The 25,783-nt window shown below is 66.8% G+C and carries 26 protein-coding genes; 10 read left to right on the plus strand and 16 right to left on the minus strand.

All coding sequences use genetic code 11. The annotated features are described in order from the left end of the window. Positions 1-83: 83 nt before the first annotated feature. Complete coding sequence (locus AC07O3_RS08690; protein WP_093173357.1) at positions 84-428, minus strand: hypothetical protein; 345 nt, start codon at positions 426-428, stop codon at positions 84-86. 207 nt (positions 429-635) lie between these two features. On the opposite strand from AC07O3_RS08690, the gene AC07O3_RS08695 reads away from it, so the two are divergent. The 3 genes from AC07O3_RS08695 to AC07O3_RS08705 are packed head-to-tail and all read left to right on the plus strand — an operon-like array spanning position 636 to position 3,380. Next, positions 636-1,313: an HAD family hydrolase gene (locus AC07O3_RS08695; protein ID WP_093074001.1), complete on the plus strand. Its 678-nt coding sequence runs from the start codon at positions 636-638 to the stop codon at positions 1,311-1,313. Further along, positions 1,310-2,965, plus strand: coding sequence for a phosphoglucomutase (alpha-D-glucose-1,6-bisphosphate-dependent) (gene pgm, locus AC07O3_RS08700; RefSeq protein WP_495339101.1), 1,656 nt, complete (start codon positions 1,310-1,312; stop codon positions 2,963-2,965). Before AC07O3_RS08695 ends, pgm begins: the two co-directional genes overlap by 4 nt. A 4-nt stretch (positions 2,966-2,969) precedes the next feature. Beyond that, positions 2,970-3,380, plus strand: a complete 411-nt coding sequence (locus tag AC07O3_RS08705) for a PPC domain-containing DNA-binding protein (protein ID WP_093173353.1) — start codon at positions 2,970-2,972, stop codon at positions 3,378-3,380. Here AC07O3_RS08705 and AC07O3_RS08710 read toward each other — a convergent pair. Genes AC07O3_RS08710 through AC07O3_RS08720 form a run of 3 tightly spaced genes read right to left on the minus strand, consistent with a single transcriptional unit; the run spans position 3,346 to position 5,319 of the window. Then, positions 3,346-4,416, minus strand: a complete 1,071-nt coding sequence (locus AC07O3_RS08710) for an aldo/keto reductase (RefSeq protein WP_495339102.1) — start codon at positions 4,414-4,416, stop codon at positions 3,346-3,348. The genes AC07O3_RS08705 and AC07O3_RS08710 overlap by 35 nt on opposite strands. Continuing rightward, the gene (locus tag AC07O3_RS08715; protein ID WP_256216629.1) at positions 4,413-4,766 is read right to left on the minus strand and encodes a TIGR04076 family protein; all 354 of its coding nucleotides are present in this window, start codon (positions 4,764-4,766) and stop codon (positions 4,413-4,415) included. Before AC07O3_RS08715 ends, AC07O3_RS08710 begins: the two co-directional genes overlap by 4 nt. Before the next feature lie 16 nt (positions 4,767-4,782). Then, the gene (locus AC07O3_RS08720) at positions 4,783-5,319 is read right to left on the minus strand and encodes a cupin domain-containing protein (RefSeq protein ID WP_093056923.1); all 537 of its coding nucleotides are present in this window, start codon (positions 5,317-5,319) and stop codon (positions 4,783-4,785) included. Positions 5,320-5,524: 205 nt separating this feature from the next. On the opposite strand from AC07O3_RS08720, the gene AC07O3_RS08725 reads away from it, so the two are divergent. Both AC07O3_RS08725 and AC07O3_RS08730 read left to right on the plus strand, forming a co-directional pair. Further along, a complete protein-coding gene (locus AC07O3_RS08725) occupies positions 5,525-5,830 on the plus strand; it encodes a DUF3311 domain-containing protein (RefSeq protein WP_258354560.1) in 306 nt (101 codons plus the stop codon). Next, the gene (locus tag AC07O3_RS08730; protein ID WP_097199176.1) at positions 5,827-7,299 is read left to right on the plus strand and encodes a sodium:solute symporter family protein; all 1,473 of its coding nucleotides are present in this window, start codon (positions 5,827-5,829) and stop codon (positions 7,297-7,299) included. The genes AC07O3_RS08725 and AC07O3_RS08730 overlap by 4 nt, the downstream gene beginning before the upstream one ends. On the opposite strand, the gene AC07O3_RS08735 is transcribed toward AC07O3_RS08730, so the two are convergent. The 4 genes from AC07O3_RS08735 to AC07O3_RS08750 all read right to left on the minus strand — a co-directional run bounded on the left by AC07O3_RS08735 (position 7,300) and on the right by AC07O3_RS08750 (position 12,004). Next, positions 7,300-8,661: a homoserine dehydrogenase gene (locus tag AC07O3_RS08735; protein WP_495339103.1), complete on the minus strand. Its 1,362-nt coding sequence runs from the start codon at positions 8,659-8,661 to the stop codon at positions 7,300-7,302. Between the two features lie 270 nt (positions 8,662-8,931). Next, positions 8,932-9,987, minus strand: a complete 1,056-nt coding sequence (locus tag AC07O3_RS08740; protein ID WP_097199174.1) for an amino acid ABC transporter permease — start codon at positions 9,985-9,987, stop codon at positions 8,932-8,934. Continuing rightward, positions 9,984-10,973 (minus strand): amino acid ABC transporter permease, encoded by a 990-nt coding sequence (locus AC07O3_RS08745; RefSeq protein WP_097199173.1) that lies wholly within the window; start codon positions 10,971-10,973, stop codon positions 9,984-9,986. The genes AC07O3_RS08740 and AC07O3_RS08745 overlap by 4 nt, the downstream gene beginning before the upstream one ends. Further along, positions 10,970-12,004 carry an amino acid ABC transporter substrate-binding protein gene (locus AC07O3_RS08750; RefSeq protein ID WP_093056929.1) on the minus strand — a complete coding sequence of 345 codons (1,035 nt, stop codon included), beginning with the start codon at positions 12,002-12,004 and terminating at the stop codon, positions 10,970-10,972. The genes AC07O3_RS08745 and AC07O3_RS08750 overlap by 4 nt, the downstream gene beginning before the upstream one ends. A gap of 167 nt (positions 12,005-12,171) precedes the next feature. On the opposite strand from AC07O3_RS08750, the gene AC07O3_RS08755 reads away from it, so the two are divergent. Beyond that, on the plus strand, positions 12,172-12,567 hold the full coding sequence (locus AC07O3_RS08755) for a DoxX family protein (RefSeq protein ID WP_093073981.1): 396 nt from the start codon (positions 12,172-12,174) through the stop codon (positions 12,565-12,567). Positions 12,568-12,577: 10 nt separating this feature from the next. Here the strand turns inward: AC07O3_RS08755 and def are convergent, their stop codons facing one another. From def to smc, 5 genes are all read right to left on the minus strand, one after another. Further along, on the minus strand, positions 12,578-13,117 hold the full coding sequence (gene def / locus AC07O3_RS08760; RefSeq protein WP_056590568.1) for a peptide deformylase: 540 nt from the start codon (positions 13,115-13,117) through the stop codon (positions 12,578-12,580). Positions 13,118-13,165: 48 nt separating this feature from the next. Next, positions 13,166-13,582: a hypothetical protein gene (locus AC07O3_RS08765; RefSeq protein WP_093056932.1), complete on the minus strand. Its 417-nt coding sequence runs from the start codon at positions 13,580-13,582 to the stop codon at positions 13,166-13,168. A gap of 120 nt (positions 13,583-13,702) precedes the next feature. Further along, the gene (gene ligA, locus AC07O3_RS08770) at positions 13,703-15,802 is read right to left on the minus strand and encodes an NAD-dependent DNA ligase LigA (protein ID WP_495339104.1); all 2,100 of its coding nucleotides are present in this window, start codon (positions 15,800-15,802) and stop codon (positions 13,703-13,705) included. A 26-nt stretch (positions 15,803-15,828) separates the two neighbouring features. Further along, positions 15,829-16,935, minus strand: a complete 1,107-nt coding sequence (locus AC07O3_RS08775; RefSeq protein WP_093056934.1) for a cell division protein ZipA C-terminal FtsZ-binding domain-containing protein — start codon at positions 16,933-16,935, stop codon at positions 15,829-15,831. A 14-nt stretch (positions 16,936-16,949) separates the two neighbouring features. Then, positions 16,950-20,465 (minus strand): chromosome segregation protein SMC, encoded by a 3,516-nt coding sequence (gene smc / locus AC07O3_RS08780; protein WP_093056935.1) that lies wholly within the window; start codon positions 20,463-20,465, stop codon positions 16,950-16,952. A 114-nt stretch (positions 20,466-20,579) separates the two neighbouring features. Here smc and AC07O3_RS08785 point away from each other — a divergent pair, with 114 nt between their 5' ends. The 4 genes from AC07O3_RS08785 (at position 20,580) to AC07O3_RS08800 (ending at position 23,771) form a co-directional block, all read left to right on the plus strand. Further along, entirely contained in the window at positions 20,580-21,338 is a 759-nt protein-coding gene (locus tag AC07O3_RS08785; RefSeq protein ID WP_495339105.1) for a hypothetical protein, read from the plus strand. A 64-nt stretch (positions 21,339-21,402) separates the two neighbouring features. Then, entirely contained in the window at positions 21,403-21,717 is a 315-nt protein-coding gene (locus AC07O3_RS08790) for a helix-turn-helix domain-containing protein (RefSeq protein ID WP_097199169.1), read from the plus strand. Then, a complete protein-coding gene (locus AC07O3_RS08795; RefSeq protein ID WP_495339106.1) occupies positions 21,714-23,027 on the plus strand; it encodes a type II toxin-antitoxin system HipA family toxin in 1,314 nt (437 codons plus the stop codon). Before AC07O3_RS08790 ends, AC07O3_RS08795 begins: the two co-directional genes overlap by 4 nt. Before the next feature lie 51 nt (positions 23,028-23,078). Further along, complete coding sequence (locus tag AC07O3_RS08800) at positions 23,079-23,771, plus strand: P-loop NTPase family protein (protein ID WP_093056939.1); 693 nt, start codon at positions 23,079-23,081, stop codon at positions 23,769-23,771. A 47-nt stretch (positions 23,772-23,818) separates the two neighbouring features. Here the strand turns inward: AC07O3_RS08800 and fabG are convergent, their stop codons facing one another. The 3 genes from fabG to AC07O3_RS08815 are packed head-to-tail and all read right to left on the minus strand — an operon-like array spanning position 23,819 to position 25,775. Then, complete coding sequence (gene fabG, locus AC07O3_RS08805) at positions 23,819-24,550, minus strand: 3-oxoacyl-ACP reductase FabG (protein WP_495339107.1); 732 nt, start codon at positions 24,548-24,550, stop codon at positions 23,819-23,821. After that, complete coding sequence (locus tag AC07O3_RS08810) at positions 24,547-25,029, minus strand: hotdog family protein (RefSeq protein WP_495339108.1); 483 nt, start codon at positions 25,027-25,029, stop codon at positions 24,547-24,549. Before AC07O3_RS08810 ends, fabG begins: the two co-directional genes overlap by 4 nt. Continuing rightward, positions 25,026-25,775: a class I SAM-dependent methyltransferase gene (locus AC07O3_RS08815; RefSeq protein ID WP_495339109.1), complete on the minus strand. Its 750-nt coding sequence runs from the start codon at positions 25,773-25,775 to the stop codon at positions 25,026-25,028. Before AC07O3_RS08815 ends, AC07O3_RS08810 begins: the two co-directional genes overlap by 4 nt. Positions 25,776-25,783: the final 8 nt, after the last annotated feature.

Raw genomic sequence — 25,783 nt, forward strand, 5'->3', positions numbered from 1 at the left:
TCCCAATCCGGGCCGTTCCACACCTTGCAGTGAGATTTTGTTACAGACGAGGTGTACGAACAACACTCGTGCATACAGTGTGGCTAGCCGCAATAGGCACCTACCACGCGCCCGGTGGGCTCGACCTGCACGTTGAGCCGCGTCATGTCTTGCGCCGGGTCGGCGGCTTCGGTGGCCAGCACGGTGCGTGCCACGCGGGCGCCGGAGCGCTGGCGCATTTCTTCCAGCAGTTGCTGGCTGATGCGCAACCCCAGGCCGAAGCGCACGGCCGTGGCCTGGCAGGTTTCCGGCGGCGTGACGAAGCTCGGGGGTTCAGGCACTTCCGATGTCAGGGGCCGGTCGGCCGGAGGTGTCTGGCAGCCAGCCAGCAAGAGGCCCAGGGCCACAGCCGGCAAGCCGGCCCGGAGTCGACCGTTCGTGATGCGCATCTGTCTTGCTCCTTCTTCTTCAATCTGGGCGGAAGCTTATTCGACTCCGGGGACAGCCCGGTGGCATGGATTAAGTCGATGGTCCGCAAAGTGGCGACCAATTCACGCGGCGGCTGTCTGGCGTCGCATTCAGGGCCATTCAAGGCGTATGCTGGCCGCGACACGCGCAGTTCGGGCCCCCAGTTCAGGCACTTTGGCCGCACACCCATGACACCTCCTCCCGCCACCGTTTTCCTGATCGACGTCGACAACACCCTGCTCGACAACGACCGCGTCGTGGCCGATCTTCGCGCCCATCTCGAACAGGCCTTCGGCGCCGAAAGCGCCGGCCGCTACTGGGTGGCCTTCGAGCAATTGCGCAGCGAGCTCGGCTACGTCGACTACCTCGGCGCCCTGCAGCGCTACCGCGCCGAAGAGAGCCGCCGCGGCATGAGCGATTCGCGGCTGCTGCTGATGTCGAGCTTTCTCATCGACTACCCCTTTGCCGAACGGCTCTACCCCGGCGCGCTGGAAGCACTGAAGCATCTGCGCCGGCACGGGCCCACGGTGATCCTGTCCGATGGCGACGTGGTGTTCCAGCCGCGCAAGGTGCAGCGCTCGGGCCTGTGGGAGGCCACCGAGGGCCGCGTGCTGATCTACGTGCACAAGGAACAGATGCTCGACACCATCGAGCAGTGCCACCCTGCCCAGCATTACGTGATGGTGGACGACAAGCTGCGCATTCTTTCGGCCATGAAGGCCATCTGGGGGCCTCGTCTGACGACGGTCTTCGTGCGGCAAGGGCACTATGCACTTGATGAGCAGGCCATTGCCGCCTACGCCCCTGCCGACATCACCGTCGAACGCATCGGCGACCTGATCAACTTTGACTTTCCATCGACATGAGCCAAGCAACCAACCCTCTCGCGGGAAAGCCCGCCCCTCTCGAACTGCTGGTCAACGTGCCGCGCCTGATCTCGGCTTACTACACCGGCCGGCCAGACCCGTCGGTGCCGAGCCAACGCGTGGCCTTCGGCACCTCGGGGCATCGCGGCTCCTCCTTCGACGATGCATTCAACGAATGGCACGTGCTGGCAATCAGCCAGGCCATCTGCGACTACCGCAAGCAGAAAGGCATCGACGGTCCGCTCTTCCTCGGCATCGACACGCATGCGCTGTCCACGCCGGCCTTCAGCAGCGCGGTGGAAGTGCTCGCGGCCAACGGCGTCGAGCTGATGATCTCGAAGGACGACGAATACACGCCGACGCCGGCCGTGTCGCACGCCATCCTGGTCTACAACCGTGGACGCACAAGCGGGCTGGCCGATGGCATCGTCATCACGCCCTCGCACAACCCGCCCGAGAGCGGCGGCTTCAAGTACAACCCGCCGAACGGCGGACCGGCCGGCACCGACATCACCTCGGCCGTCGAGGCCGCGGCCAACAAGATGCTGGCCAACAAGCTCGAAGGCGTGAAGCGCATGCCGCTCGCGCAGGCGCTGCGCGCATCGACCACGCACCGGCACGACTATCTGAACACTTACGTCGAAGACCTGGCGCAGGTGCTCGACATGGACGCGATCCGCGACGTGAACCTCGACCTAGGTGTCGACCCGCTGGGCGGCGCGGGCGTGCGCTACTGGCCCGCGATTGCCGAGCGCTACAAGCTCACGCGCCTGAACGTGCTGAGCCAGGAAGTCGACCCGACCTTCCGCTTCATGTCGCTCGACTGGGACGGCCGCATCCGCATGGACCCGTCGTCGCCCGACGCCATGCACAAGCTGATCGAATTGAAGGACCGCTTCGGCATCGCCTTCGCCTGCGACACCGACCACGACCGCCACGGCATCGTCTCGGGCAGCACCGGGTTGATGCAACCCAACAGCTACCTCGCAGTGATGATCGACTACCTCTACACGCACCGCCCGCAATGGCCGGCGCAGGCGGCTGTCGGCAAGACGGTGGTGAGCAGCCAAATGATCGACCGCGTCACCGCACGGCTCGGCCGCAGGCTGTACGAGGTGCCGGTGGGCTTCAAGTGGTTCGTAGACGGGCTGGTCGATGCCTCGCTGGCCTTCGGCGGCGAGGAAAGCGCGGGCGCGACCTTTCTGCGCAAGGACGGCTCGGTGTGGACCACGGACAAGGACGGCCTGGTGCCCGCCCTGCTCTCGGCCGAGATCGCCGCGCGCACCGGGCGTGACCCGGGCGAGCGCTACACCGAGCTGACGCAGGCGCTGGGCCAGCCGGAGTCAGACCGCGTGGATGCGGCTGCCACTGTCGAGCAGAAGAAGCGGCTGTCGAGCCTGTCGCCGGAACAGATCCGTTCGACCGAGCTGGCGGGCGACAAGATCGTCAATGTGCTGAGCCATGCGCCGGGCAACGGCGCGGCCATCGGCGGCGTGAAGGTCGTGACCGACAACGGCTGGTTCGCCGCGCGGCCCTCGGGCACGGAGAACATCTACAAGATCTACGGCGAGAGCTTCAAGGGCAAGGAACACCTCGCGCGCATCCTCGAAGAGGCGCAGCAGGTGGTGGACGGGGCGCTCTCGGGAGCCTGAACGCATGCAGACGCTGGTGCTGCGGCTGAACCCGGGCGACGACCTGCGCGCGTCGCTCGATTCGGCGTTGAAGCAAGGCGGTGCCGACGCAGCGTTCGTGGTCTCGGGCATCGGCAGCCTGAGCGGGGCGAGCATCCGGTTTGCAGGCGCAGAGAACGCGGCGCGCATCGAAGGTGACCTGGAAATCCTCACGCTGGCGGGCAGCCTCTCGCCGGACGGCTCGCATCTTCACATCAGCGTGTCGGATGCCGAGGGCCGAGTTTTCGGCGGCCATGCAGCACCCGGATGCACAGTGCGCACCACGGCGGAAATCCTCGTCGCCGTGCTGCCCGACTGGCAGTTCGCGCGCACGCACGATCCGCTCACCGGCTACGCCGAACTCAATGCGGTTTGTCGTTCAGGTCGTACTTCATGATCCGGCCATGGCGGCCTTCGAGGTCGCGCTCTACGGCGTAGACGTCGCCGCTCGGCGCGCTGCGCTGCGAGAGCACCGCATCCAGCGACGCGAGGTCGGCCGCGTCGAGTTGCAAGTCAAGCACCTTCAGGTGATCCGCCAGGTGGTCGCCGCGCCGCACGCCGACGATCACTGCCGCGACGGACGGCTGCTGCAGCACCCAGCGCATCGCCACGGTCGAAATCGACACGCCATGCCGCAGCGCGATCTGCTTCAGCTGCACCAGCAGTTGCTGAAACAGGTCCCAGCCGCCGAAGTCGTCGATGATGAGCTTGTACTTGACCAGCGAGCGGTTCTCGAACGACTGGCCCGGATCGCTCACGCCGAGCCAGCGCTCCGAGAGGAAGCCGCCGGCCACGCTGCCGTAGCACAGCAGTTTCATGCCTGATTGCTCGCAGTACGGCGTCATCAGCGGCAAGGGCCGCTGGTCGAGCAGCGAGTACTGCACCTGCATGCTGAACAGCGGCACGCCGGCGTCGGCCAGTTCACGCACATGCGCCGTGTCGAAATTGGTGCCGCCCACGCGGTCGATCTTGCCGGCGCGCTGCAACTCCAGGAGCCAGTGCGCAACCTCGAGATAGCGCGGCACGCCGTAGTCCCACCAGTGGAACTGCACGAGGTCGAGCCGCTCCATGCGCAGGCGCTTCAGCGAGCGATCGATGATCTGCTCGACCTGGCGCTTGTCGATGGTCGGCAGGATGGCAAGGTCGGGCACGAACTTGGTGTGCACGCGCAGCTGCGAGAGGCTGTCGGGGCCGTGGCGCTGCAGGTAGTCGGCGCGGAACTCGCCGATCATTTCTTCCACGCCGGTGTAGATGTCGGCGCAATCGAAGGTGGTGATGCCGGCGTCGTAGTAGGCCGCCATGTCGGCGATGGCACCTGCGTGATCCACGTCGCCGTGGCCGCCGGCCAGTTGCCAACCGCCCTTCAGCAGGCGGGAAATTTCATAGCCGGGCGCGAGCTCGATGCGATGGTGCGAATACTGCGAGGGGTTCATGAAGACTCGTTCGATGGATGGACAACCGCCGTGGTGTCGGCGTGGCGAAAAGTGCGCAGCCCCATGCGGGTGATGCGAAAGCGCGAGGGGCAGTTCGGGTCAGGGCAGGCCACCTCGGCGTCGGTGCTCATCCAGTCGTTCGCGTCGGTGGGCCGCTGCTTGGCGGCCAGCAGCGGCAGCAAGGCGCCCAGCGAATAGATCGAGAAGCCCTGCCCCTCGGGCAGATGCAGCATCTCGCCGCGCAGCTCGAAATAGTCGCCCACCTTGGCGCCGCAGTAGATGCGGGCGCCTTCCGGCGCTACGACTTCGACGCGCAGGTCGTGGAGCGTGAAACTGGGGTCGGGGTTCATCATGTGCCTCGGGTGCTCAGGGGTTGGGCGGCGTCACCGACAGGATGATTTCGGTCGGGGCCTGCGACTGGTTCAGGTAGCGATGCGGCAGGCGCGAGTCGAACGAGATGCTCTCGCCCGCCAGTACCGGGTAGTCGACGCCCGCGATCTGCGCCACCAGCGCGCCCGCGACCACATACACGCACTCCGTCGATGCATGGCCGCGCGGTTCGTCCGCCGACACCTGGCCCGGCTGCAGCACGGCACGCAGCACTTCGAGCTGGCCATTGCCGGCTGTCAGGCGCTCGTACCCGACCTGCCCCTTGGGCGCGGTGAGCAGCGAGCGTTCGCCCGGACGGCTGATCCACACCGAGGGCGGCGCGGGCTCGGAGAACAACGACGAGACCGATTCGCCGAACACGCCGGCCAGGCGGCGCATGGTTTCGAGGCTCGGGTCGGTGACCGAGCGCTCGATCTGGCTGAGCAGCGTGGCCGACACACCGGCCTGGGCCGCGAGCTCGCGCAAGGACAGGCCGCGCACGGTCCGCAGCTCTTTCAATCGCTCGCCGATCATCCGGTCGCTCCGTTATCTGTGCAGTGTGGCTTCATTGGGTGGCGATGGTATGTGCTGTGTGACTGCACGTCAATGGTGCACTCGCGTCACATTCGTGCATTGGCATTTCTTCGGGCAATGGCTGAAATCCAGCTTGCGCTTTTTGACAATTCGATTGCACACTCCAGCCAGTTTTTGTGCAGTATCACTTTACAGGAGCAGAGAGATGGTCGACACCCCTCCCGCGCGCAGCAGCGATTCACCCCGCCTCGGCCATCGATGGTTGCTGGTCTTCCCCTTCGTCTGGCAGGCCTGCCTCGCGCCGGCGGTGAACGACATCGCGGCCAGGCCTTTCGGCATGCCCTTTCCCATGTTCTGGCAGATGGCGGGCATCGTGCTCACGAGCGTGGTGATTGCAATCGTCTTCAGGCTCGACGCCCGGGCCGGCGTCGAGGCCGAAGAGGCCGACTTCCTCGACAGGAGCCTGAAGGCCGAAGACGCTGGCAAGAACGACAAGGACGGCGCGGCATGAAACTCGCAATCGTCCTCGCCATCCTGCTCGCCACCGTGGCAGGCGCCATGGCCTACGGCCGCCGTACGCGCCACGGCAAGAGCTTTGCGGACTGGGCCGTCGGCGGCCGCAGCCTCGGCACGCTCGTGTTCTGGTTCATGAATGCGGGCGAGGTCTACACCACCTTCGCGGTGCTCGGCATCTCGGGCTACGCCTGGGCGCTGGGAGCTCCCGCGTACCTCGCGTTCTGTTCCGTCTCGATGAGCTACGCGGTCGGCTACTGGCTGATGCCGAAGATCTGGCGCGCGGGACGACTGCGCGGGCTGCTCACGCAATCGGACTTCTTCGCTGCGCGCTACGACGCGCCCTGGCTCGGCGTGCTGACCGGCGTTGTGGGCATCGCGTCACTGGTCGTGTATGTGCAGATCCAGCTCGTCAGCCTCGGGCTGATCGTGCAGCTCACGCTGGGCAACAGCATCTCGAGCGAAGCCGCAACCATCGGCGCGGGCGCGCTGATGATTGCCTTCGTGTTCGCGGCCGGTGTGCGCTCCGCCGCCTTCGCAGCCGGCGTGAAAGACATCCTCATGGTCGTCGTCGTGGTGCTGCTGAGCGTGACGGTGGCCAGCAAGGTTGGCGCGGCCTCGCTGATGGACCTGTTCTCGATGGCGGAAGCCAAGCACCCAGGCATCGGCAAGTTCCCGGGACTGGACGCCACCTCCCCCACCACGGCGATCTGGCTCATGACCTCGGCCATCAACATCGCGCTGGGCAACTGGGTCTTTCCGCACCTGTTCCAGATGTCGTACACGGCGCACAGCGCCACCGCCATCCGGCGCAACGCGATCTGGCAGCCGCTGTATTCGCTGGCCTACTTCTTCATCATCCTGCTCGGCTTCGCGGCCCTGCTGGCGAACACGCAACCGCCGGGCGGCAACCTGAACGCGGCGCTGCTGCAGTTCGTGTCGGACCGCTACCCGGCCTGGACGGTCGGGCTGCTGGCTGGCACGGGCTTTTTGCTGGCGCTGGCGCCGGGCTCGTTGCTACTGCTGACGGCGGGCTCGATCTTCACGCGCAACGTGGTGCGGCCGTTTCGCCCGGGGCTGGGCGAGCGCGGGTCGCTGGCCCTCTCGCGCGGCTCGCTGGTGGTGTTCGCGGCGATTGCGGTGTGGCTGTCGATCAGCCAGAAGGGCTCGCTGGTGAAGATCCTGCTCGACGCCTATTCGGCCATCGGCATGCTCGCGCCGGGTGTGTTCCTCGGGTTCCTTTGGAAGCGCACGAGCGCGGTCGGCGTGCTGGCCGGCCTGGTCGCGGGCTTCGTCGCGCTGCTGGCGCCGTTCGCGGCGAAGTTCTGGGCGACCGCGGTGCCGCAGTGGGAAGCTGGGCTGATCGCGATGGCGATCAATGCGGCCGTGGTCGTGGTGGTGAGCCTGGCCACCCGGGCGCCGCAGCGCGATGCGGTCGCGCTGGGGCTGCAGATCCGGGCGGCTTGATCAGCCTTCCAACGCTTCCACGCGCAGCGTGACCACCGGGCCGGCCACTTCGTTCCGCGCCTGGAGCGCATGCACGGCGAGATCGAGCGTGCCCTGCACTACAGGCCCGGTCAGCACCAGCACCTGCGGCCCGGTGCCGGAGCATTCGGCCGCCAGCGCGACCTGCCGCACGGGCACCTTCTGCGCGACAAGACAGGCGGTGACCGCCTGGATCTGGCCGACCGCGTGCACCGGCACGCGCAGGTAGTGCGAGGTATCGACGGCCGCGCGCGGCAGCACCGACAAGGCATTCGTCGCATGCGCATGAACACCCAGATGCGGCACGTGCTGCGCAGCGTCGACGCCATCGAGCCGCGCCACGTCCACGAGGTCGGCGATCACGGCCGAAGCTGTCTGCTCCGAGCCAGCGCCCGCGCCGTAGTACATCGTGAGGCCAGCCGCATCGCTCTTGACCATGACGGCGTTCATCGACCCCTTCACATGCGCCATCAGGTGGTCTGCGGGTACTAGCGCAGGCTGCACGCGAAGTTCAACGCCAGATGCTTGCCGCCGCGCCACGCCCAGCAGCTTGATGCGGTAGCCGAGCTGTTCGGCACAAGCCACGTCCAGCCCTTGCAGGGCGGTGATGCCTTCCACCTGCGCGTCGGCAAAGCGCAGCGGCATGCCGAAAGCGTTGGCCGCGAGCAGGGTCAGTTTGTGGGCGGCGTCGATGCCTTCGATGTCGAAAGTCGGGTCGGCTTCCGCGTAGCCCAGCGCCTGTGCTTGCGCGAGCGCGGCGGCGAAGTCGAGACCCTCGTCGCGCATCTTGCTCAGGATGAAGTTGGTGGTGCCGTTGATGATGCCCGCCACCCATTCGATGCGGTTGGCCGCAAGGCCTTCGCGCAGCGCCTTGATGATGGGGATGCTCACGGCCACCGCCCCTTCGTAGGCCACGACCACGCCTTTCTCCCGCGCGGCCGCAAAGATCTCGGTGCCGTGCACTGCCAGCAGGGCCTTGTTGGCCGTCACCACGTGCTTGCCGTGCGCAATGGCGGCCAGCACCCAGTCTCGCGCCGGGCCGGTACCGCCTGCCACTTCCACCACCACGTCGACATCGGGGTGCGTGGCCACATGCATCGCGTCGGCCGTGAGCGGAACGCGCTCTCCCACGATGCCGGCGGCCCGCTCCAGGTTGCGCGCGGCGACGATCACAAGCTCGATCGAACGGCCCGCCCGCGCCGCGATGTCGGCCCGGTTACGCGCCAGCACGCGGAAGGTGCCGGAGCCTACGGTGCCGATGCCGATCATCCCCACGCGCAGGGTACGAATGGCCGCGGGGCGGCTGTGCAGGGGCTCGAGGGATTCAACGGGATCGCGGTACATGGACATCTCCAGACGAAAAAACAAAACCCAGCTGCCAGAGCTGGGTTCATTCGTTCGGGGAGAGAGCGATACACCAGGTGGCTGCCGGAACGGCCACCTGCGCGTGTCAGGTGACCGCGGTGGTAATGGTGGTAATCATTCGAGCAACAACCATCGCCTGCGCGGAGGCAGGCGGCATCATGCGAGCCATCAGGGCTGCGTTGGATGCGGAGTGGGAGTTGTGGCTCGACATGAAGGCCCGGAGTGTACAGGAGCCCGGCGGCGTCCGGCTCAGGGCGCGGCCGAGAGCCGTTTTTCGAGCCACACGCTGTAGCGCGAGAGCCCGAAGCACAGCACCCAGTACACGGCCGCGATGAAGAGATAGCCCTCGAGGTAGAACGGCCGCCACGTCGGATCGCCGCCGAGCGCCAGCCCCAGCGCGCCGGTCAGCTCGAAAAGGCCGACCACGGTGACGAGCGAGGTGTCTTTCAACGTGCCGACCACGCTGTTGGTGAGCGCGGGCACGACGAGGCGCAGCGCCTGCGGCAGCACGATGTCGCGCTGCACCGGCCAGCGGCCGAAGCCCAGCGCCATGGCCACTTCGGTCTGTCCGCGCGGTACGGCCTGCAGGCCACCGCGGATGATTTCCGCCAGATAGGCAGCCACGAACAGCACGAGGCCCGCGAGCACCCGCACCAGCACGTCGGGCTGCCATCCGGCCGGCCACAGCAGCGGCAGCAGGAACGAGGCCATGAACAGCACCGAGATCAGCGGCACGCCGCGCACCAGCTCGATGTAGCTCGCGCTCAGCGTGCGCACCACGGGCCAGCCCGAGCGGCGCCCCAGCGCCAGCAGCAAGGCCAGCGGAAAGGCCAGCGCCAGCCCCACCACCGCCAGCCCGATCGTCAGCGGCAGGCCGCCCCAGCGGCTCGTCGGCACCTGGGCCAGGCCGAGCACGCCGCCGCGCATCAACAGTACGAACAGCAGCAATGCGACGGCCCAGAGCGGCACCAGCCACCAGCGCCAGCTGCGCGGCCACGCACTGAGCATCGTGACGGCGGACAGCACGACCACCGCGATCGCAGGCCGCCACTGCTCCTCATACGGAAAGCGCCCGAACAACATCGGCCGCCATTTCTCGGCCACCACGCCCCAGCAGGCGCCATGTTGAACAGCACGGCAGGCCTCGGCGTCGGCCCGGAACACCGCATGCACGATGCCCCATTCAATGACGTGGAAGCCGCCCCACGCCAGCAGCGCCAGCAGCAGCACCGTGGCAAGCGAGCGCAGCGGCGAACCCCAGAGTTCGCTGCGCCATGCGATGGGGCCTTGTGCCACGTTCCTCATTGCCAGCCTCGCAGCGCGACGCGCGCGTTGTAGCGATTCATGCCGAAGGAGATCAGCAGCGACAGCAGCAGGTAGACCGCCATGATGATCGCGATGCACTCGAAGGCGCGGCCGTTCGAGCCGATGGTGGTGTTGGCCACCGACACCAGTTCCGGATAGCCCACCGCCACCGCCAGCGACGAATTCTTGGTGAGGCTCAACAGCTGGTTGGTGAGCGAAGGCACGATCACCCGCAGCGCCTGCGGCAGCACGACGATGCGCAGTTGCTGCACCGGCGACAGCCCCAGCGCCTGCCCTGCGAGCACCTGTCCCTGCGACACCGACAGGATGCCCGCGCGCACGATCTCAGCCACGAAGGCGGCCGAATAGAAGCTCAGGCCCGCGACGATGGTCACGTACTCGGGGCTCAGCGCCGCGCCGCCGCTCACGCCGAAGTCACCGCGCTCGGGAAACTCGAAATGCAGACCACCCTCGCCCACCATGGGCCACGGCACGCTGAGCCCGCCCTTGCTCAGCCACACACCCGGCAGCAGCCGAACCGGCTCGGTCGGGTCCGGCAGCAGGTTGGCCATGGCAAAGGCCAGCATCAGCAGTTGCACCAGCAGCGGCACGTTGCGCAGCAGTTCGACGTACGCGGTGCAGATGCCGCGCAGCAGCACGTGCGGCGCGAGCCGTCCGATGCCGATGAGCGTGCCGAGCACGACCGAGAAGATCGCCGCCGGCACGGCCGCGCGCACCGTGTTGATCAGGCCCGCGAGAAAGGCGCGCCAGAACGGCTGGCTCGCATCGAAATCGAGCCAACCTTCGCTGATCGAAAAGCCCGCGGGCTCGGTGAGAAAGTCAAAGCCCGAGCGAACCCCACGCGCGCGAAGCACCTCGAGCGCATGGTGCCCCACCCAGACCGCGCCGGCCACCACGGCCAGCACCAGCAGTGCCTGGACGGCCCACGCCAGCCAGACCCCGCGGCGCGAGGCCCCGCCGTTCATCGAACCGGGGGTGCGTAGATCAGACCGCCCTTGCTCCAGAGGTTGTTGGAGCCGCGCGGCAGCTTCAGCACCGACTTGGGACCGACGTTGCGCTCGAACATCTCGCCGTAGTTACCCACGGCCTTGATCGCGCGGAACGACCAGTCCTTGTCCAGGCCCAGCAGCTTGCCGAGGTCTTCACCGGTGCCGACCAGGCGCTGCTGCGCCGGATCCTTGCTGCTGGCCTTGAGCTCGTCGGCATTGGCCTGGGTAACGCCGAATTCCTCGGCTTCGATGAGCGCGTTGGGCACCCACTTGGCAATGGCGAACCACTCGTCGTCGCCGCGGCGCACCAGCGGTGCCAGGGGCTCCTTGGAGATCAGCTCGGGAAGGATGATGTAGTCATCGGGGTTCGGAGCTTCCTTGTTGCGCAGGCCGGCCAGCGCCGAGGCGTCAGTCGTGAAGGCCTGGCAGCGACCCGAGAAGAAGGCCTTGAACGAGGCTTCGAAGCTTTCGAAGACGACCGTCTTCACCGGGATGTTCTGGGCACGGAAGTAGTCGGAAACGTTCTTCTCGTTGGTGGTGCCCGACTGCGTGCAGATGGTCGCGTTCTTGAGCTGCTTGGCGCTCGTCACCTTGAGCTTCTTCGGCACCAGGAAGCCCTGGCCGTCGTAGTAAGTGATGGTGGTGAAGTTGAAGCCCAGCGAGGCGTCGCGCGTGAGCGTCCAGGTGGTGTTGCGCGCGAGGATGTCGATTTCGCCGGCCTGCAGGGCCGAGAAGCGCTGCTGCGAGTTGAGCGGCACGAAGTCGACCTTCTTGCCGTCGCCGAGCACGGCGGCTGCGATGGCGCGGCAGGTGTCGACGTCGAGGCCCGACCAGTTGCCCTGCGTGTCTGGCGCGGAAAAGCCCGCCACGCCGTTGGTCACGCCGCACTTGACGGTGCCGCGCTGCTTGACCGCGTCGAGCGTCTTGCCGGCGAAGGCCGGTGCGGCCGCGGCCAAGGCGATGACAGAGGCGGCTGCGAGCAGGGCCGGGCGGAATCGATTGTTCATTGGTGTGTTCTCCTCAACAGTAGGCAAAAGGCAGTGTACGGGCCGACACCAGACTCTGCCAAAGAACTCCGGGTTGGATGCATATGCGCCGCAAAAGCTGGCTCGAAGCGTCGCAGGTTCACTACCATACGGCCCTCCAATCAACCACTCCAATGGAATCCACACAAATGGTCAAATCCGACGACACCGGCAAGTTCATCCTGCGCGTTTCGCTTGGCGTCCTGATCCTGCTGCACGGCATCGCCAAGCTGCAAGGCGGCGTCGGCTTCATCTCCGGCATGCTGGCCCAGCACGGGCTGCCGGGCGCGCTGGCCTATCTGGTCTACATCGGCGAGGTGGTGGCGCCCGTGCTGCTGATCATCGGCCTCTACACGCGTCCTGCGGCGTGGATCGTGGTCATCAACATGCTGGTGGCATTCGCGCTGGTCCATATGAAGGACCTGACCTCGCTCGGCAAGCAAGGCGGCTGGGCGCTGGAACTGCAAGGCATGTTCCTGTTCGCGGCGCTGGCTCTCGCCTTCATGGGCGGTGGCCGCTTCGCGCTCAGCAGCAAATACAACTGATCAGGTTCGATCAATCGTCGTCGGCTGCATCGAGGCCTGGAAACAGGACCTCGGTGTAGCCAAAGCGCGAGAAATCGCGCACCCGCATCGGGTAGAGCTTGCCCAGCAAGTGATCGACTTCATGCTGCACCACGCGCGCATGGAAGCCGGTGGCGACCCGGTCGATCGGGTCGCCGTACGGGTCGAACCCGGTATAGCGGATGTTGGCAAAGCGCGGCACCACGCCGCGCAGGCCCGGCACCGACAGGCACCCTTCCCAGCCCTCTTCTTCCTCGTCGTCCAGCGGCGTGATGACGGGATTGAGCAGCACGGTGCGCGGCACCGGCGGCGCATCGGGATAACGGGGGTTCACGACATCGGTGCCGAAGATCACGAGCTGCTGGTCCACGCCGATCTGCGGCGCAGCTAGGCCGGCACCGTTGACCGCATGCATGGTTTCGAACATGTCGCGCACCAGCAGGTGCAGTTCGTCGGTGTCGAAGGCGGCGACCGGCTGCGCGATGCGCAGCAGCCGGGGGTCGCCCATCTTGAGGATTTCGCGGATGGCCATGGCGGGATTATCGCGACAGCCTCGCGCCTTCGTTCGTCCCTGGCGGGGTCAGGGAGGGCTTTGCGTCTTGGAGTCCGGCGAGGTCCAGAAGCGCGCATTGCCGCGCGGCTGAGTCGGGATGGAGCCGGGACCGCCACCTGCGATCGGCGGTCGCACCACGGCCGGAGGCCGGCCACCGCCCCAGTTCGGCGGACGCGCCGCCGGATAGCCCGGACGCACGGCCGGATAAGCCGGGCGGCCGTAATAAGGACGACCACCGTCGTAATACGGACGACGCTCGTAGTAGCCGCCACCGTTGATGTAGACCGGCGCAGGCGCCACGACCACGGGCGCAGGCTCGCTGTAGTAAGGCCCCGACGAATAGCCCCCGCCGTAGTAGGGATCGGCAGGCACGCCCACGCAGCCGCTCAGCAGCGCAACGCCGCCGAGTGCAACACAGGCACCAAGAACTCGAATTTTTTGCATGAGGGACTCTCCTTGTGGCCTTCAATTAGCTTTCAACGCCAGGTTGTAGACCCTGTTGACTGCGCTGCGATGAAGTCGCGTAACGGCCGGTAAAGAGGATCTGCCGTCACGTTTCCCCGCTCACTCGCCCGCGTCTTCTGCCGGGACACCGTTGGCGAGTATCTCCAGCATACGCGCCTCGTCGATGATCTCGACGCCGTTCTCACGTGCCTTGTCGAGCTTGCTCCCGGCCTCTTCCCCGGCCACGAGGTAATGGGTTTTCTTGCTGACGGAGCCGGAAACCTTGGCACCGGCCGCCTCCAATTTATCCTTCGCTTCGTCGCGGCTCAGCGTAGGAAGGGTACCGGTGATGACGAAGGTCAGGCCCGCCAAAGGCTTCGGGGCACGCGCGGCCGGCTCGCCCTCTTCCCACGTCAATCCGCAGGCGCGCAGCTGCTCGACCACTTCGCGGTTGTGCGGCTGGTCGAAGAAGGTGCGCAGGCTTTGCGCCACCACCGGGCCAACGTCATTCACTTCGAGCAATTGCTCTTCGGTCGCGTCCATGATCGCGTCGAGCTTGCCGAAGTGCTTGGCCAGGTCTTTCGCGGTGGTCTCGCCCACGTGGCGAATGCCAAGGCCGAACAGGAAGCGCGGCAGCGTGGTCTTCTTCGAGGCTTCGAGCGCATCGACGAGGTTCTTCGCCGACTTCTCGGCCATGCGCTCCAGCCCGGCCAGCGTGGTGAAGCCCAGCTTGTAGAGATCAGGCAAGGTGCGGATCAGGTTGGCATCGACCAGTTGCTCGACCAGCTTGTCGCCAAGGCCGTCGACGTCGACCGCACGCCGCGCTGCGAAGTGCAGGATGGCTTCCTTGCGCTGCGCCGCACAGAACAGGCCGCCAGTGCAGCGGTAGTCGACCTCGCCCTCTTCGCGCACGGCCTCCGAATCGCACACAGGACATTTGTGCGGCATGGTGAACTGCGCACCGCGCTCGCCCTCGGGTTTTGCGAGGCTTTCGGGCACCACGCCGACCACCTCGGGAATCACGTCGCCGGCGCGACGCACGATCACCGTGTCGCCCACACGCACATCCTTGCGGCGCGCTTCGTCTTCGTTGTGCAGCGTGGCGTTCGTCACGGTCACGCCGCCGACGAATACCGGCGCGAGCTTGGCCACCGGCGTGAGCTTGCCGGTGCGCCCGACCTGGATCTCGATGCCGACCACTTCGGTCAGCTGCTCCTGGGCCGGGTACTTGTGAGCCACGGCCCAGCGCGGCTCGCGTGAGACAAAGCCAAGTTGCCGCTGCAACTCGATGCTGTCGACCTTGTAGACAACGCCGTCGATGTCGTAGGGCAAGGCATCGCGTTGGCGCCCGATGTTTTCGTGGAATGCTATGAGTTCGATAGCACCCGTAGCTCGTGCCGTCTGCGTCGCCACAGGAAAGCCCCATGCGTGGAACTGCTGCAGCCAGTCGAACTGCGTCGGGCAATCTGGCCCGCCTTCGGCCGCCGGCGTGACCTCGCCCAGCCCGTAGGCAAAGAAGCTCAGGGGCCGCGCCGCGGCAATCGCCGGGTCGAGCTGACGCACCGCGCCAGCCGCGGCGTTGCGTGGATTGACGAACACCTTCTCGTTTTTTTGTCCGTCCGCAATCTTCTGGCGCTGGCGCTCGTTGAGCGCGTCGAAATCGGCGCGCTTCATGTAGACCTCGCCGCGCACTTCGACCACGGGCGGTGCCGTGCCATTGAGCCGCAGAGGGATCTCGCGCACGGTGCGGATGTTCTGCGTGACGTCTTCCCCCACCTCGCCGTCGCCGCGCGTGGCAGCCTGCACCAGCACGCCGTTCTCGTAGCGCAGGTTCATGGCGAGGCCATCGAACTTCAGCTCGCAGACATAGCTGACCTGCGGCCCGTCCTCGGGCAAGCCCAGTTCCTTGCGCACGCGCGCATCGAAGGCGCTCGCGCCGCCGGGCGTGATGTCGGTCTCGGTACGGATCGACAGCATCGGCACCTTGTGGCGCACCTTGACGAAACCGTCGAGCACCTTGCCGCCCACGCGCTGCGTCGGCGAATCGGGTGTGCGCAGATCGGGAAACTCTGCCTCGATGGCCTGCAGGCACTGGAAGAGCTTGTCGTACTCCGCGTCCGGCAGTTCGGGCGTGTCGAGCACGTAGTAGAGGTGGGCGTGCCGGTGGAGCTGTTCGCTCAGTGCGGCGGCTTCGCGTGCCGCTTCGTCGCGCGTCGTCATGGGGTGTCTCCCGAAGGTCGGAGTTGTTAGCTGAAGAGGCGCCGCGCCAGCGGAGAACCCGCAGCGAGGTCGCGCGCATCGAGCGTGTCGTAGAGCTGCTCGAGGTCGGCGCCGATCACGTCCATCGTCTCGTCGCGCAGCAGTTGGCCGTCGCTGTCGGTGACCACGCCGTCCATTTCGCGCGCCAGCGTTGCGGCGGCTTCGCGCATGCGGCGGAACGGCTCCTCGCCGCGGTCGACCTGCGGCACATCGAGGCTCAGGCTGAGTTCGCGAATGGCCGATTGGGCCGGGTCGTCAGCCAGTGCGGCCTGCGTGTCGAAGGCCAATCCGAGGATCGGCGGCAAACCAACTTCGCTGGTCGGCAGCACCATGCGCCCCGGGATGATGCCGGCCACGAAGCCGAGCCGCGCCGCGTTCTGCTGCACATAGCCCGGGCTCCAGGCCGCATGCAATGCGCGCAGGACAAAGCCCAGCTGCGCGTCGTGCGCGCTCGCGAACTGGTCGAGCTCGCGGGCGCGTGCCACTTCGTCGAGCATCTCGGGGAACTCGGGTGCACCGTTGACCGCGTCGGCAAATGCCTGCGCCTTGACCACGAATTCGGAGTACTCGATTTCGTTGAGCGCGCCCGTGCGGTTGGCCAGCTGCACGCCGACCTGGAAGGCGCTGTAGCGCTGACCGGGCACGGGCGGCTCCCATTGGCCGTTGTGTTCGTTCAGGCCCTCGATGGCCACTGGCTTGCTACCGGCGCGCCGCGTCGACGGCATGGCGGCAATGGCGGCGTCACCGGACGCGAGCCCGTCGAGCGAGATTGGCGCGATCACGTCGATCAGCGGATCGAGCCCGCCGCGGCGCTCGCCGGTCGGCACGGGCACGCCGCTGGGCGCCGGCAGGTCGGGGTCGAACAGGGGCTCGTGGCGGTCGGCGCCCTGCTGCACCTGGTACGGGTCGACGTGCAGCATCGGCTCCGCGCCGTCGGGCGAGCCCGACATTGCGCGCTCTGCATCGGCCAGCGCAAGGTCGACCGCATCGGGCTGGCGCGGCGCATTGCGGCGCGACATCAGCGTGTTGTAGGCAACGACGGCCGCGAGAACGAGACCGCCGAGGATGGCCAGGGCGAGAGTGAGATTGGTCATGGGTGCCGCTCGGCTTACGCGGCTTCGACCATCGAGACCGCCGACTCCATGTCGACCGCGACGATGCGCGACACGCCCTGCTCCTGCATCGTCACGCCGATCAGTTGCTCGGCCATTTCCATGGCGATCTTGTTGTGGCTGATGAAGAGGAACTGGGTTTCACGGCTCATGGCGGTGACGAGTTTGGCATAGCGCTCGGTGTTCGCGTCGTCCAGCGGCGCGTCCACTTCGTCGAGCAGACAGAACGGCGCCGGGTTCAGCTGGAAGATGGCGAACACGAGCGCAATGGCCGTGAGCGCCTTCTCGCCGCCCGAGAGCAGGTGGATGGTCTGGTTCTTCTTGCCCGGAGGCTGGGCCATCACCTGCACGCCGGAGTCGAGGATCTCGTCGCCGGTCATCATGAGCTTGGCATTGCCGCCGCCGAACAGCTCCGGGAACATGCGGCTGAAGTGCTCGTTGACAATCTTGAAGGTGCCGCCGAGCAGGTCGCGCGTTTCGGCGTCGATCTTGCGGATGGCGTCTTCGAGCGTGCCGATGGCTTCGTTCAGGTCGGCCGACTGGGCGTCGAGGAAGGTCTTGCGTTCGCTGGCAATGGCCAGTTCGTCGAGCGCGGCCAGGTTCACCGCACCGAGCGCGACCACTTCGCGGTTGAGGCGGTCGATTTCGCTCTGCAGGCCGGTGAGCTTGACCTTGTCGGTTTCGATCGACTGCTCGATGGCTTCGAGGTCTGCCCCGGCGTCGTCCAGCAGTTGCTGGTATTGCTCGACACCCAGGCGCGCGGCCTGCTCCTTCAGCTGGAATTCGGTAATGCGCTGGCGCAGCGGGTCGAGTTCGCGTTCGAGCTGCAGGCGGCGCTCGTCGCTGGCGCGCAGCTTGAGAGTGAGGTCGTCGTACTGGCTGCGCGCCGAACCGAGCGCAGCTTCGCGCTCGAGCTTGAGGGCCAGCGCATCCTGCAGGCCGGCTTGCGCGGCGGCGTCTGACAGGCGGCTCAACTCGGCGCGGGCGCGCTCGTCTTCGTCGGTCAGCGCCACGGTCTGCTGCGCAGCGGTTTCGATGGAGCGGTTGAGCTCCGCACGGCGGGCTTCGAGCGTGCGTTGCGAGAAGGTCGCTTCCTGTGCCTGGCGTTCAAGGCTGCGATGCTGCTCGCGGCTCGCGGCCAGCGCGCGGCCGGCCTCGATCACGCGTTCGTCGAGTTCGGCGTGGCGCTCCTGGCTGTCTGCCAGTTGCATGTCGAGCTCTTCGAAGCGGCCTTCGGCAGCGATGCGTTTTTCTTGCAGTTCTTCGAGCTGCGCATCGACTTCGCCGAGATCAGCCGCCAGCTGCTGGCTGCGGGCGCGGGTCTGCTCGGCGAGCTGCGTCATACGCAGGGTCTCGACCTGCAATTCATGCGCGCGTGACTGGGTTTCGGCGGCTTCGCGCCGCGCGGTCACGAGGCGCTGCGCAGCGTCGGCATAGGCCGCTTCGGCGCGGACCAGCGCGGTGCGCGCTTCTTCGTTGATGAGCGTCTGGGCGCGCAGCTGGCGCTCCAGGTTTTCCATTTCCTGCTGGCGGGCCAGCAAGCCAGCCTGCTCGGAATCAGGTGCGTAGAAATTGACGCTGTGCGAGGACACGGCATGGCCGCTCTGCACGTAGATGACCTCACCCGGCTGCAGCGCGGCGCGCTGGGCCAGCGCTTCCTCGAAGCTCGCGGCGGTGTAGCAGCCGTGCAGCCAGTCGTTCAGCAAGGCCTGTTGCCCCGCATCGTTCAGGCGCAGCAGGCTCGACAGGCGCGGCAGCGCGGCCGTGCCTTCGGGTGCTCCGGCGGCCGGCGGGCTGTAGAAGGCGAGCTTGGCGGGCGGCGCATCGTTGCCGAAGGCGCGCACCATCTCCAGCCGGCTGACTTCGAGCGCGCCAAGGCGTTCGCGCAGTGCGGCTTCGAGCGCGCTTTCCCAGCCCTGTTCGATGTGGATGCGGCTCCACAGGCCCTGCAAGCCGTCGAGGCCATGCTTGGCGAGCCAGGGGGCCAGCTTGCCGTCGGTCTTGACCTTTTCCTGCAGCGCGCGCAGCGCTTCGAGGCGGGCCGAGTACTCGGCGTGGCGGGCGCCCTCGGTGTTGACGGCCTGCTGCTTGGCGCGGCGGTCGTCGTCGAGCTGCGGCACGGCTTCCTGCAGTTCGTGCAGGCGTGCTTCGGCTTCGCTGGCGGCTTCCTGCGCCATGGCGTGCTGCTCCTGCATGTCGAGCAGGCGGGCTTCGTCGGGCGCGGCCAGCGCGTTCTGGTCGGCGCGCAGACGTTCGCTGCGCTGCGTGAGCTGGCGGCTTTGTTCTTCGATGTTGCGCTGGTCGGCGGCCAGCACCTGGATCTGCTGCTGCACCTGCGACACGGTCGTGCGCTGGGTGTTGGCCTCGTCCTGGGCGCGTTGCACGGCCTCTTCGAGGTCGGGCATGCGCGCGTCGTGCTCTTCGAGCTGGGCGGCCAGCATGATGGCCTGCTCTTCAGCGTCCACGCCGGCGCCGGCCAGGGTTTCGATCTCGGTTTCGGCTTCTTCGCGGCGACGGCCCCACTGGCCCATTTGCTCGCGCAGTTGCACAAGACGCTGCTCGACGCGCTGGCGGCCTTCGACCACGAAGCGGATCTCGCCTTCGAGCCGGCCGACTTCGGCGCTGGCCTCGTAGAGCTTGCCCTGCGCCTGGTTGACCTGGTCGCCTGCCCCGTAGTGGGCCTGGCGCACGGTTTCGAGCTCGGCCTCGATGTGGCGCAGGTCTGCCGTACGCGATTCGAGGTCGTTGATGGCCTTTTCGGAATCGGCCTTGATCTTGGACTGGTCGGCGTTGCTTTCGCTGCGCTTCAGGAACCACAGCTGGTGCTGCTTCTTCGTGGCGTCACCCTGCAGCGTGTTGTAGCGCGCGGCCACCTCGGCCTGCTTTTCGAGCTTTTCGAGGTTGGCGTTGAGTTCGCGAAGAATGTCTTCGACCCGCGTGAGGTTCTCGCGCGTGTCGCCCAGGCGGTTTTCGGTTTCGCGGCGGCGCTCTTTGTACTTGGAAACGCCCGCGGCTTCTTCGAGGAACAGGCGCAGTTCCTCGGGCTTCGATTCGATGATCCGGCTGATCGTGCCCTGGCCGATGATGGCGTAGGCGCGGGGGCCGAGGCCCGTGCCCAGGAACACGTCCTGCACGTCGCGGCGACGCACCGGCTGGTTGTTGATGTAGTAGCTGCTGGTGCCGTCGCGGGTGAGCACGCGGCGCACGGCGATTTCGCCGAACTGGTTCCACTGGCCGCCGGCACGGTGATCGGCGTTGTCGAACACCAGTTCCACGCTCGAGCGGCTGGCCTGCTTGCGCGTGGTCGTGCCGTTGAAGATCACGTCCTGCATCGACTCGCCGCGCAACTCCGACGCGCGCGACTCGCCGAGCACCCAGCGCACCGCGTCCATGATGTTCGACTTGCCGCAACCGTTGGGCCCGACAACGCCGACCAGTTGGCCCGGCAGCAGGAAGTTGGTGGGTTCGGCGAACGACTTGAAGCCCGAAAGCTTGATGGAATTAAGACGCACGACTTGTCGGCCTGCCTTGGCTGTAGCGCCAAGGTATTGATTTGTAAGGAAAATTGCACGGGCCCGCAGCTTGATGCAGGCCGCCGCCCCAGCCGTGGATGATAACGTCAGGGCATGAGCGATTCCCCGGTTTCACCCCTTGCCGTAAGACGAACCTGGCTGCTGGCGGGCACGGCCGCCCTGCTCGGTCTTGCCGGCTGCTCGTCGGTACGCGACACCCAGCGCGCCGAACCCTACAACAACCAGGAGTGGCTGCAGTCCAGCGCCAACCGCATCGCCAACCTGTCATTGCGCGACAACCTGCAATCAGTGCGACGGGTTCAGAGCACCCTGTACAAGCGCAACCCCCGCGAATGGCGCAAGTCGGCAGCCAGCATGGACGAGGCCACCCAGCGCGCCTGGGACGCCGTGCTCAAAGGCCCGCCCCTGCCCGAGTTGAAGGGCGCCACCGGCATCGACGCGATCCGCATGGCCTTCGACACCGGGCCGCAGGGCTACCAGGGCGACCGCGTCGCGGCACTGGTGGTTGGCTGGGCCACCATGCTCAAGCAGGCCAACGGCGACACCTGGGACCAGACCATGATCGACGGCGTCAACGCCGAAAACAGCTTCCGGGCCGCACGCAACTTCGAGATCTCGCTCTGGCTCATTTCCTCCAAGACCGGCCCCGACGGCCAGCCGCTGCTGCTGGCCACCGAAATCAGCGACCGCGGCCGCAACCTCGTGGCCGACCGCGAACTGTCGAAGGTGGTGGCGCGGCTCGATCTGCTGGCCGCCCAGGCCGACGAGAAATACCGCCGGGCGGCACTCGACTTCGGCCAGAACTGGGTGATGGGCGTGGTCATGCCCTTCTTCACGCTGCTGCCCAAGTAAGGTCGCGGGGAATGCAGCATAGGAAATATATTTCCCAAATCTTCATTTGCGGTAATATGTTTCCGTGAACAAGCAGGAACTCATCACCACCCTGACTGCCCGCCGCGAGGCCGCCGGCATCTCGAATGCCGAGATCGCGCTGCGCTCTGGGCTCACCGAGCGCTCCGTGCGCAACGCGTTGAGCCTGCGGGGCAACCCTCAGTTGTCGTCCCTGCTTGCGCTGGTCGATGCGCTGGGGCTCGAGTTGCAGCTTGCGCCCAAGGGCTTCGGTGAAACGACGGCAACCGATGCCGGCTACCGCCCCGTGACCACGCGTGTCGGCCATGCCGTGGCGCAGGCGCCCGCCCCGCCCTACGTCAAGCGCCGCTCACCGCCATGAACGTCAAGATCCTGGAGATTTCGCTCGGCGCACGCCGCTTCGGCAAACTGTTCCAGTACGCCGACCTGTGCCGCTTCGTGGCGGAACCCGAGCTGGTCGCCAGCCCACCGCCCGAAGTGCTGTCGCTCTCGATGGTGGCGAGCGATCCGCCCACCCAGTCGGCGCTGTGGAGCGACGTCAAGAACCCGTTGTTCAACGCCCAGAGCGGCATGCTGCCCAGCTTTTTCCAGAACCTGCTGCCCGAGGGCGTGCTGCGCAGCCACATCGCGCAGCTTCGCGGCTGCCGCGAGAACGACTATTTCGAGCTGCTCGCAGCCTGTGGCGGCGACCTGCCCGGCGCCGTGAGCGCCAGGCCAGTGTCGGTGGACCGCGGCACGCTGCAGCGGCTCATCACGCAGGACCAGGACGCGCTGGAGATGTCGGTGGTCGAGCTGCCGATGCCGCAGGGCATTTCGGTCTCCGGCGTGCAGCCCAAGCTGGGCCTGCGCCGCCAGGGCGGACGGTATGTTGCCCGCACGCGGGCCGGTGCGAGCACCCGGGTCATCGCCAAGCTGCCGGTGGCTGGCCGGCCGCACATGCCGCAGCTCGAAATGCTGTCGCTGCGGATGGCGAGCGCGGCGGGCGTCGAGGTTTGCCATGCCGAACTCGCACCGCTCTCAGCCATTGCCGCAGAGCACAGCTATGCGCTGCCCGACGAACCCGAGTTTCTGGCAGTGACGCGTTTCGACCGCGACGGTGCGCGCCGCATCCACTTCGAAGATTTCGCGCAGGTGCTGGCAATCGACCCGATGCGCAAGTACAGCGGGAGCTACCTCGACATGGCGCTCGCAATGCGCGCCTTTCCGTCGCTAGGGGACGAAGCGGTGCTCGAGCTCGTGCGGCGCCTTGCGGTGAACGACCTCCTCGGCAACCCCGATGCGCATCTGAAGAACTTCGGCGTGCTGTACCCCGATGGCATCGCGCCGCGCTTTGCCCCGGCCTACGACATCGTCGCCTACGCAGCGCTGCAAGGTGTCGACGGCCACGCCTTGCCATTGCTGCCCGCAGCCGCCGGCGCGGCCAGGCGCACGGCCCTGTTCACGCCCGCCAGCGTGCGCGCCTTCTGCTTCTCGACCGGGCTGCACGAGCCGCTGGTGCGCCGTGTGATCGCCGACACCGCGCGGCTCGCCCGCGACAAGTGGCCCGCAATGATCGAAGCCTCGGCGCTGCCGGCCCCGTGGAAGAAACGGCTGCAGCAGCGCTTGCAGGCACATCCCTTGCTGCAAGCCATTTCAAAAGGTGGCAAACAAAAAGAAAAAGCAGCCCCCTAGAATGAATCCGCCCTCCACCCCTCCTCAACCCATTCGAGGCAGCATCAACTCATGAGCTCCATCAATTTCATCGGCGGCGAAAAAGGCGGTGTCGGCAAGTCGGTCACCGCGCGCGTGCTGGCGCAGTATTTCATCGACCACAGCCGCCCCTTCACCGGCTTCGACACCGACCGCTCGCACAGCTCGTTCACCCGTTTCTACGAAGGCTTTGCCTCGCCCGTGGTGGTCGACAGCTTCGAAGGACTCGACACGGTCGTCAACGGCTTCGAGACCAACCCGCAGCAAAGCGTGATCGTCGACCTCGCGGCCCAGACGCTGGCGCCACTGTCGCGCTGGATCAAGGAGTCGGACCTGTTCGACGTGTTCGCCGAGATTGGCGTCACGGTCAATTTCTGGCACGTGCTGGACGACGGCAAGGACTCGACCGACCTGCTCGGCTCGCTGATCGACACCTTCGGCAACCGACCCAACTACATCGTGGTGCAGAACTACGGGCGTGGCAGCGACTTCGGGATGCTGCTGGGTTCGCAATCGCTTTCGAAGGCCACGGCCAATGGCGCTCGCGTGATTGCGCTGCCGCGTTTGCATGACGCGAGCATGCGCAAGATCGATGCGCAGAACACCAGTTTCTGGAAGGCCGTGAACGACCGCGAAGGGCCGCATGCGCTGGGGCTGCTGGAGCGCCAGCGCGTGAAGTCTTGGCTGGCTACGGTTTACGCCGCGTTCGATACGCTGCCGTTGTAGGTTTTATTGGAGCCGCCCAAGGGCACAGCGCCCACCGACCAGCGCCCCTAGATCATCCCGCCATTGATCGAGATCACCTGCCCCGTGATGTAGGCCGCCTGGTCGCTGGCCAGGAACGCAGCCAGCGCCGCCACTTCCTGCGGCGTCCCCGCCCGCTTCACCGGCACCATCTGGTTGATGACCGCCTGGTCGAACACTGCATCCGCCATCGGCGACGCGATGATCCCGGGCGCGATCGCATTCACCGTCACGCCGCGCGATGCAACTTCGAGCGACAGCGCCTTGGTCGCACTGTTCAGCGCCCCCTTGGCAGCGGCGTAGTTGACCTGCCCCCGGTTGCCCGCAATCGCGGCCACCGACGAGATGTTCAAAATGCGGCCCCACCGCGTGCGCATCATCGGCAGCAGCAAGGGCTGCGTGACGCGGAAGAAGCCGTTGAGCGACACGTCGATCACCTTGTGCCACTGCTCGGCGCGCATGCCCGGCAGCACGGCGTCGTCGTGCACGCCCGCGTTGTTGACGAGGATCTGCACCGCCCCGCCCTCCAGGATGCGCGCGCATGCCGCCGCCGAGGCCTCGTCGCTGCGCAGGTCGAACACATGGCATTCCGCCTTGCCGTCTGCAGCCGTGATCGATGCCGCCAGTTGCTCGACCGCCTCGGGCCGCGAATTGGCATGCAGCAGCACCGTGGCGCCGTCCCGTGCCAGGCGTTCGGCCATGGCGGCGCCGAGTGCGCCGCTTGCGCCCGTGATCAGTGCGCGTTTTCCTTCGAGGCTCATGGCGATGTCGTGCTTTCTTGTTGTTCTGCTGCGAGCGGCGTGTTCAAGACCACGACGGCACGGCCTTCGGCCAGCATGCGGCCGTCGTCGGCCTTGACGGTGAATTCATAGAGGATCTGGCGATCGTCACCCGACAGGCGCCGGGCGCCCACCTGCAAGGCGCCGGGCACGTCGTCGAGACGTGCCACCGCCAGCTTCACATTGCGCGCGCTTGCCAGGAAACCGGCCGATGGCGCGCTGCCCTCGGCGGCCAGCAAGCCACCATGCAGCGCCATGGCCTGCGCCGCGTATTCGATTGCGTTCGGTGCGAGCAGGCCGCCTTCCGTGCGCAGCGGGTTGCCCGCTTGCGTATGGGTCGTGGTGCTGCAATGGATCGCATCGGCGTCCCAGCTTTCGAGCCGCTCGAGCAGGCACATGCTGCCGCTGTGCGGAATGCGCTGCGCGATGCCTGCGCGGTCGAGCGTCTGCGGTGCAGTCAAGCTGCGGTCTCCAGGTCGGCGACCAGCAGTACGTTGGCAAACGGGGTGCCTTCGCTCATCGGGATGCTCTGCACCCGGAAGCCCAGGCGCTGCAGCAGCGCGGTCCAGTCGGCCAGCGGACGGCCCCAGGTCGGCGAGACCTTGTGGCCGCGAATGCGTGTCACGGTGCGATCGACCCACTGGCTGATTGCGAAGCCGCGGCGGCTCGACGCATCGCCCACGCGCAGCAGCAGCCGTGCGTGCGGATTGCCGCCACGGCGCAGCGCGTCACGCACGCGCTGGAGCACACCTTCCTGCGCTTCGAGGTTCACGTAGTGCAGCACGTCGAGGATCACGACGAGGTCGCAGTCCGGCAAGGCGGCCGAGCACATGTCGGCGCAGACGAGCCTTGGCGTAGGCTGCAGATGACCGATGGAGGCCTCGGCGCGCGCCACGTCCTTCGGCATCAGCTCGATGCCGGTGTAGTCGGCGCTGTGCGGCGTGGCGAGCCACGCTGACGGCCAGCGGCCCTGCTTCTGCATTGCGCTCATCGATGCCAGCAGGCTCGCGAACAGGCCCTGCCCACAGCCGATGTCGACCACGCGGCGGTGCGGCGCGCCAAACAGCCCGCGTTCGAGCAGCCCGCGAAACACCGGGTCGCGCCCCAGCTTGCCGCGTGCGAAGTGCCAGGCGAAGCTGCCGCCTTTTTTGTAGGGAATGGTCGCGGCTTCATGCAGCTCGCGCCACGCCCTATCGGTGGACAACATCACGGCGC

It is taken from the genome of Variovorax sp. GW821-FHT09D05 (assembly GCF_059416325.1).

Coding starts and splice junctions, on each gene's coding strand:
- AC07O3_RS08690 (WP_093173357.1), bottom strand. CDS start 428: ATGCGCATCACGAACGGTCGACTCCGGGCCGGCTTGCCGGCTGTGGCC.
- AC07O3_RS08695 (WP_093074001.1), top strand. CDS start 636: ATGACACCTCCTCCCGCCACCGTTTTCCTGATCGACGTCGACAACACC.
- pgm (WP_495339101.1), top strand. CDS start 1,310: ATGAGCCAAGCAACCAACCCTCTCGCGGGAAAGCCCGCCCCTCTCGAA.
- AC07O3_RS08705 (WP_093173353.1), top strand. CDS start 2,970: ATGCAGACGCTGGTGCTGCGGCTGAACCCGGGCGACGACCTGCGCGCG.
- AC07O3_RS08710 (WP_495339102.1), bottom strand. CDS start 4,416: ATGAACCCCTCGCAGTATTCGCACCATCGCATCGAGCTCGCGCCCGGC.
- AC07O3_RS08715 (WP_256216629.1), bottom strand. CDS start 4,766: ATGAACCCCGACCCCAGTTTCACGCTCCACGACCTGCGCGTCGAAGTC.
- AC07O3_RS08720 (WP_093056923.1), bottom strand. CDS start 5,319: ATGATCGGCGAGCGATTGAAAGAGCTGCGGACCGTGCGCGGCCTGTCC.
- AC07O3_RS08725 (WP_258354560.1), top strand. CDS start 5,525: ATGGTCGACACCCCTCCCGCGCGCAGCAGCGATTCACCCCGCCTCGGC.
- AC07O3_RS08730 (WP_097199176.1), top strand. CDS start 5,827: ATGAAACTCGCAATCGTCCTCGCCATCCTGCTCGCCACCGTGGCAGGC.
- AC07O3_RS08735 (WP_495339103.1), bottom strand. CDS start 8,661: ATGTACCGCGATCCCGTTGAATCCCTCGAGCCCCTGCACAGCCGCCCC.
- AC07O3_RS08740 (WP_097199174.1), bottom strand. CDS start 9,987: ATGAGGAACGTGGCACAAGGCCCCATCGCATGGCGCAGCGAACTCTGG.
- AC07O3_RS08745 (WP_097199173.1), bottom strand. CDS start 10,973: ATGAACGGCGGGGCCTCGCGCCGCGGGGTCTGGCTGGCGTGGGCCGTC.
- AC07O3_RS08750 (WP_093056929.1), bottom strand. CDS start 12,004: ATGAACAATCGATTCCGCCCGGCCCTGCTCGCAGCCGCCTCTGTCATC.
- AC07O3_RS08755 (WP_093073981.1), top strand. CDS start 12,172: ATGGTCAAATCCGACGACACCGGCAAGTTCATCCTGCGCGTTTCGCTT.
- def (WP_056590568.1), bottom strand. CDS start 13,117: ATGGCCATCCGCGAAATCCTCAAGATGGGCGACCCCCGGCTGCTGCGC.
- AC07O3_RS08765 (WP_093056932.1), bottom strand. CDS start 13,582: ATGCAAAAAATTCGAGTTCTTGGTGCCTGTGTTGCACTCGGCGGCGTT.
- ligA (WP_495339104.1), bottom strand. CDS start 15,802: ATGACGACGCGCGACGAAGCGGCACGCGAAGCCGCCGCACTGAGCGAA.
- AC07O3_RS08775 (WP_093056934.1), bottom strand. CDS start 16,935: ATGACCAATCTCACTCTCGCCCTGGCCATCCTCGGCGGTCTCGTTCTC.
- AC07O3_RS08785 (WP_495339105.1), top strand. CDS start 20,580: ATGAGCGATTCCCCGGTTTCACCCCTTGCCGTAAGACGAACCTGGCTG.
- AC07O3_RS08795 (WP_495339106.1), top strand. CDS start 21,714: ATGAACGTCAAGATCCTGGAGATTTCGCTCGGCGCACGCCGCTTCGGC.
- AC07O3_RS08800 (WP_093056939.1), top strand. CDS start 23,079: ATGAGCTCCATCAATTTCATCGGCGGCGAAAAAGGCGGTGTCGGCAAG.
- fabG (WP_495339107.1), bottom strand. CDS start 24,550: ATGAGCCTCGAAGGAAAACGCGCACTGATCACGGGCGCAAGCGGCGCA.
- AC07O3_RS08815 (WP_495339109.1), bottom strand. CDS start 25,775: ATGTTGTCCACCGATAGGGCGTGGCGCGAGCTGCATGAAGCCGCGACC.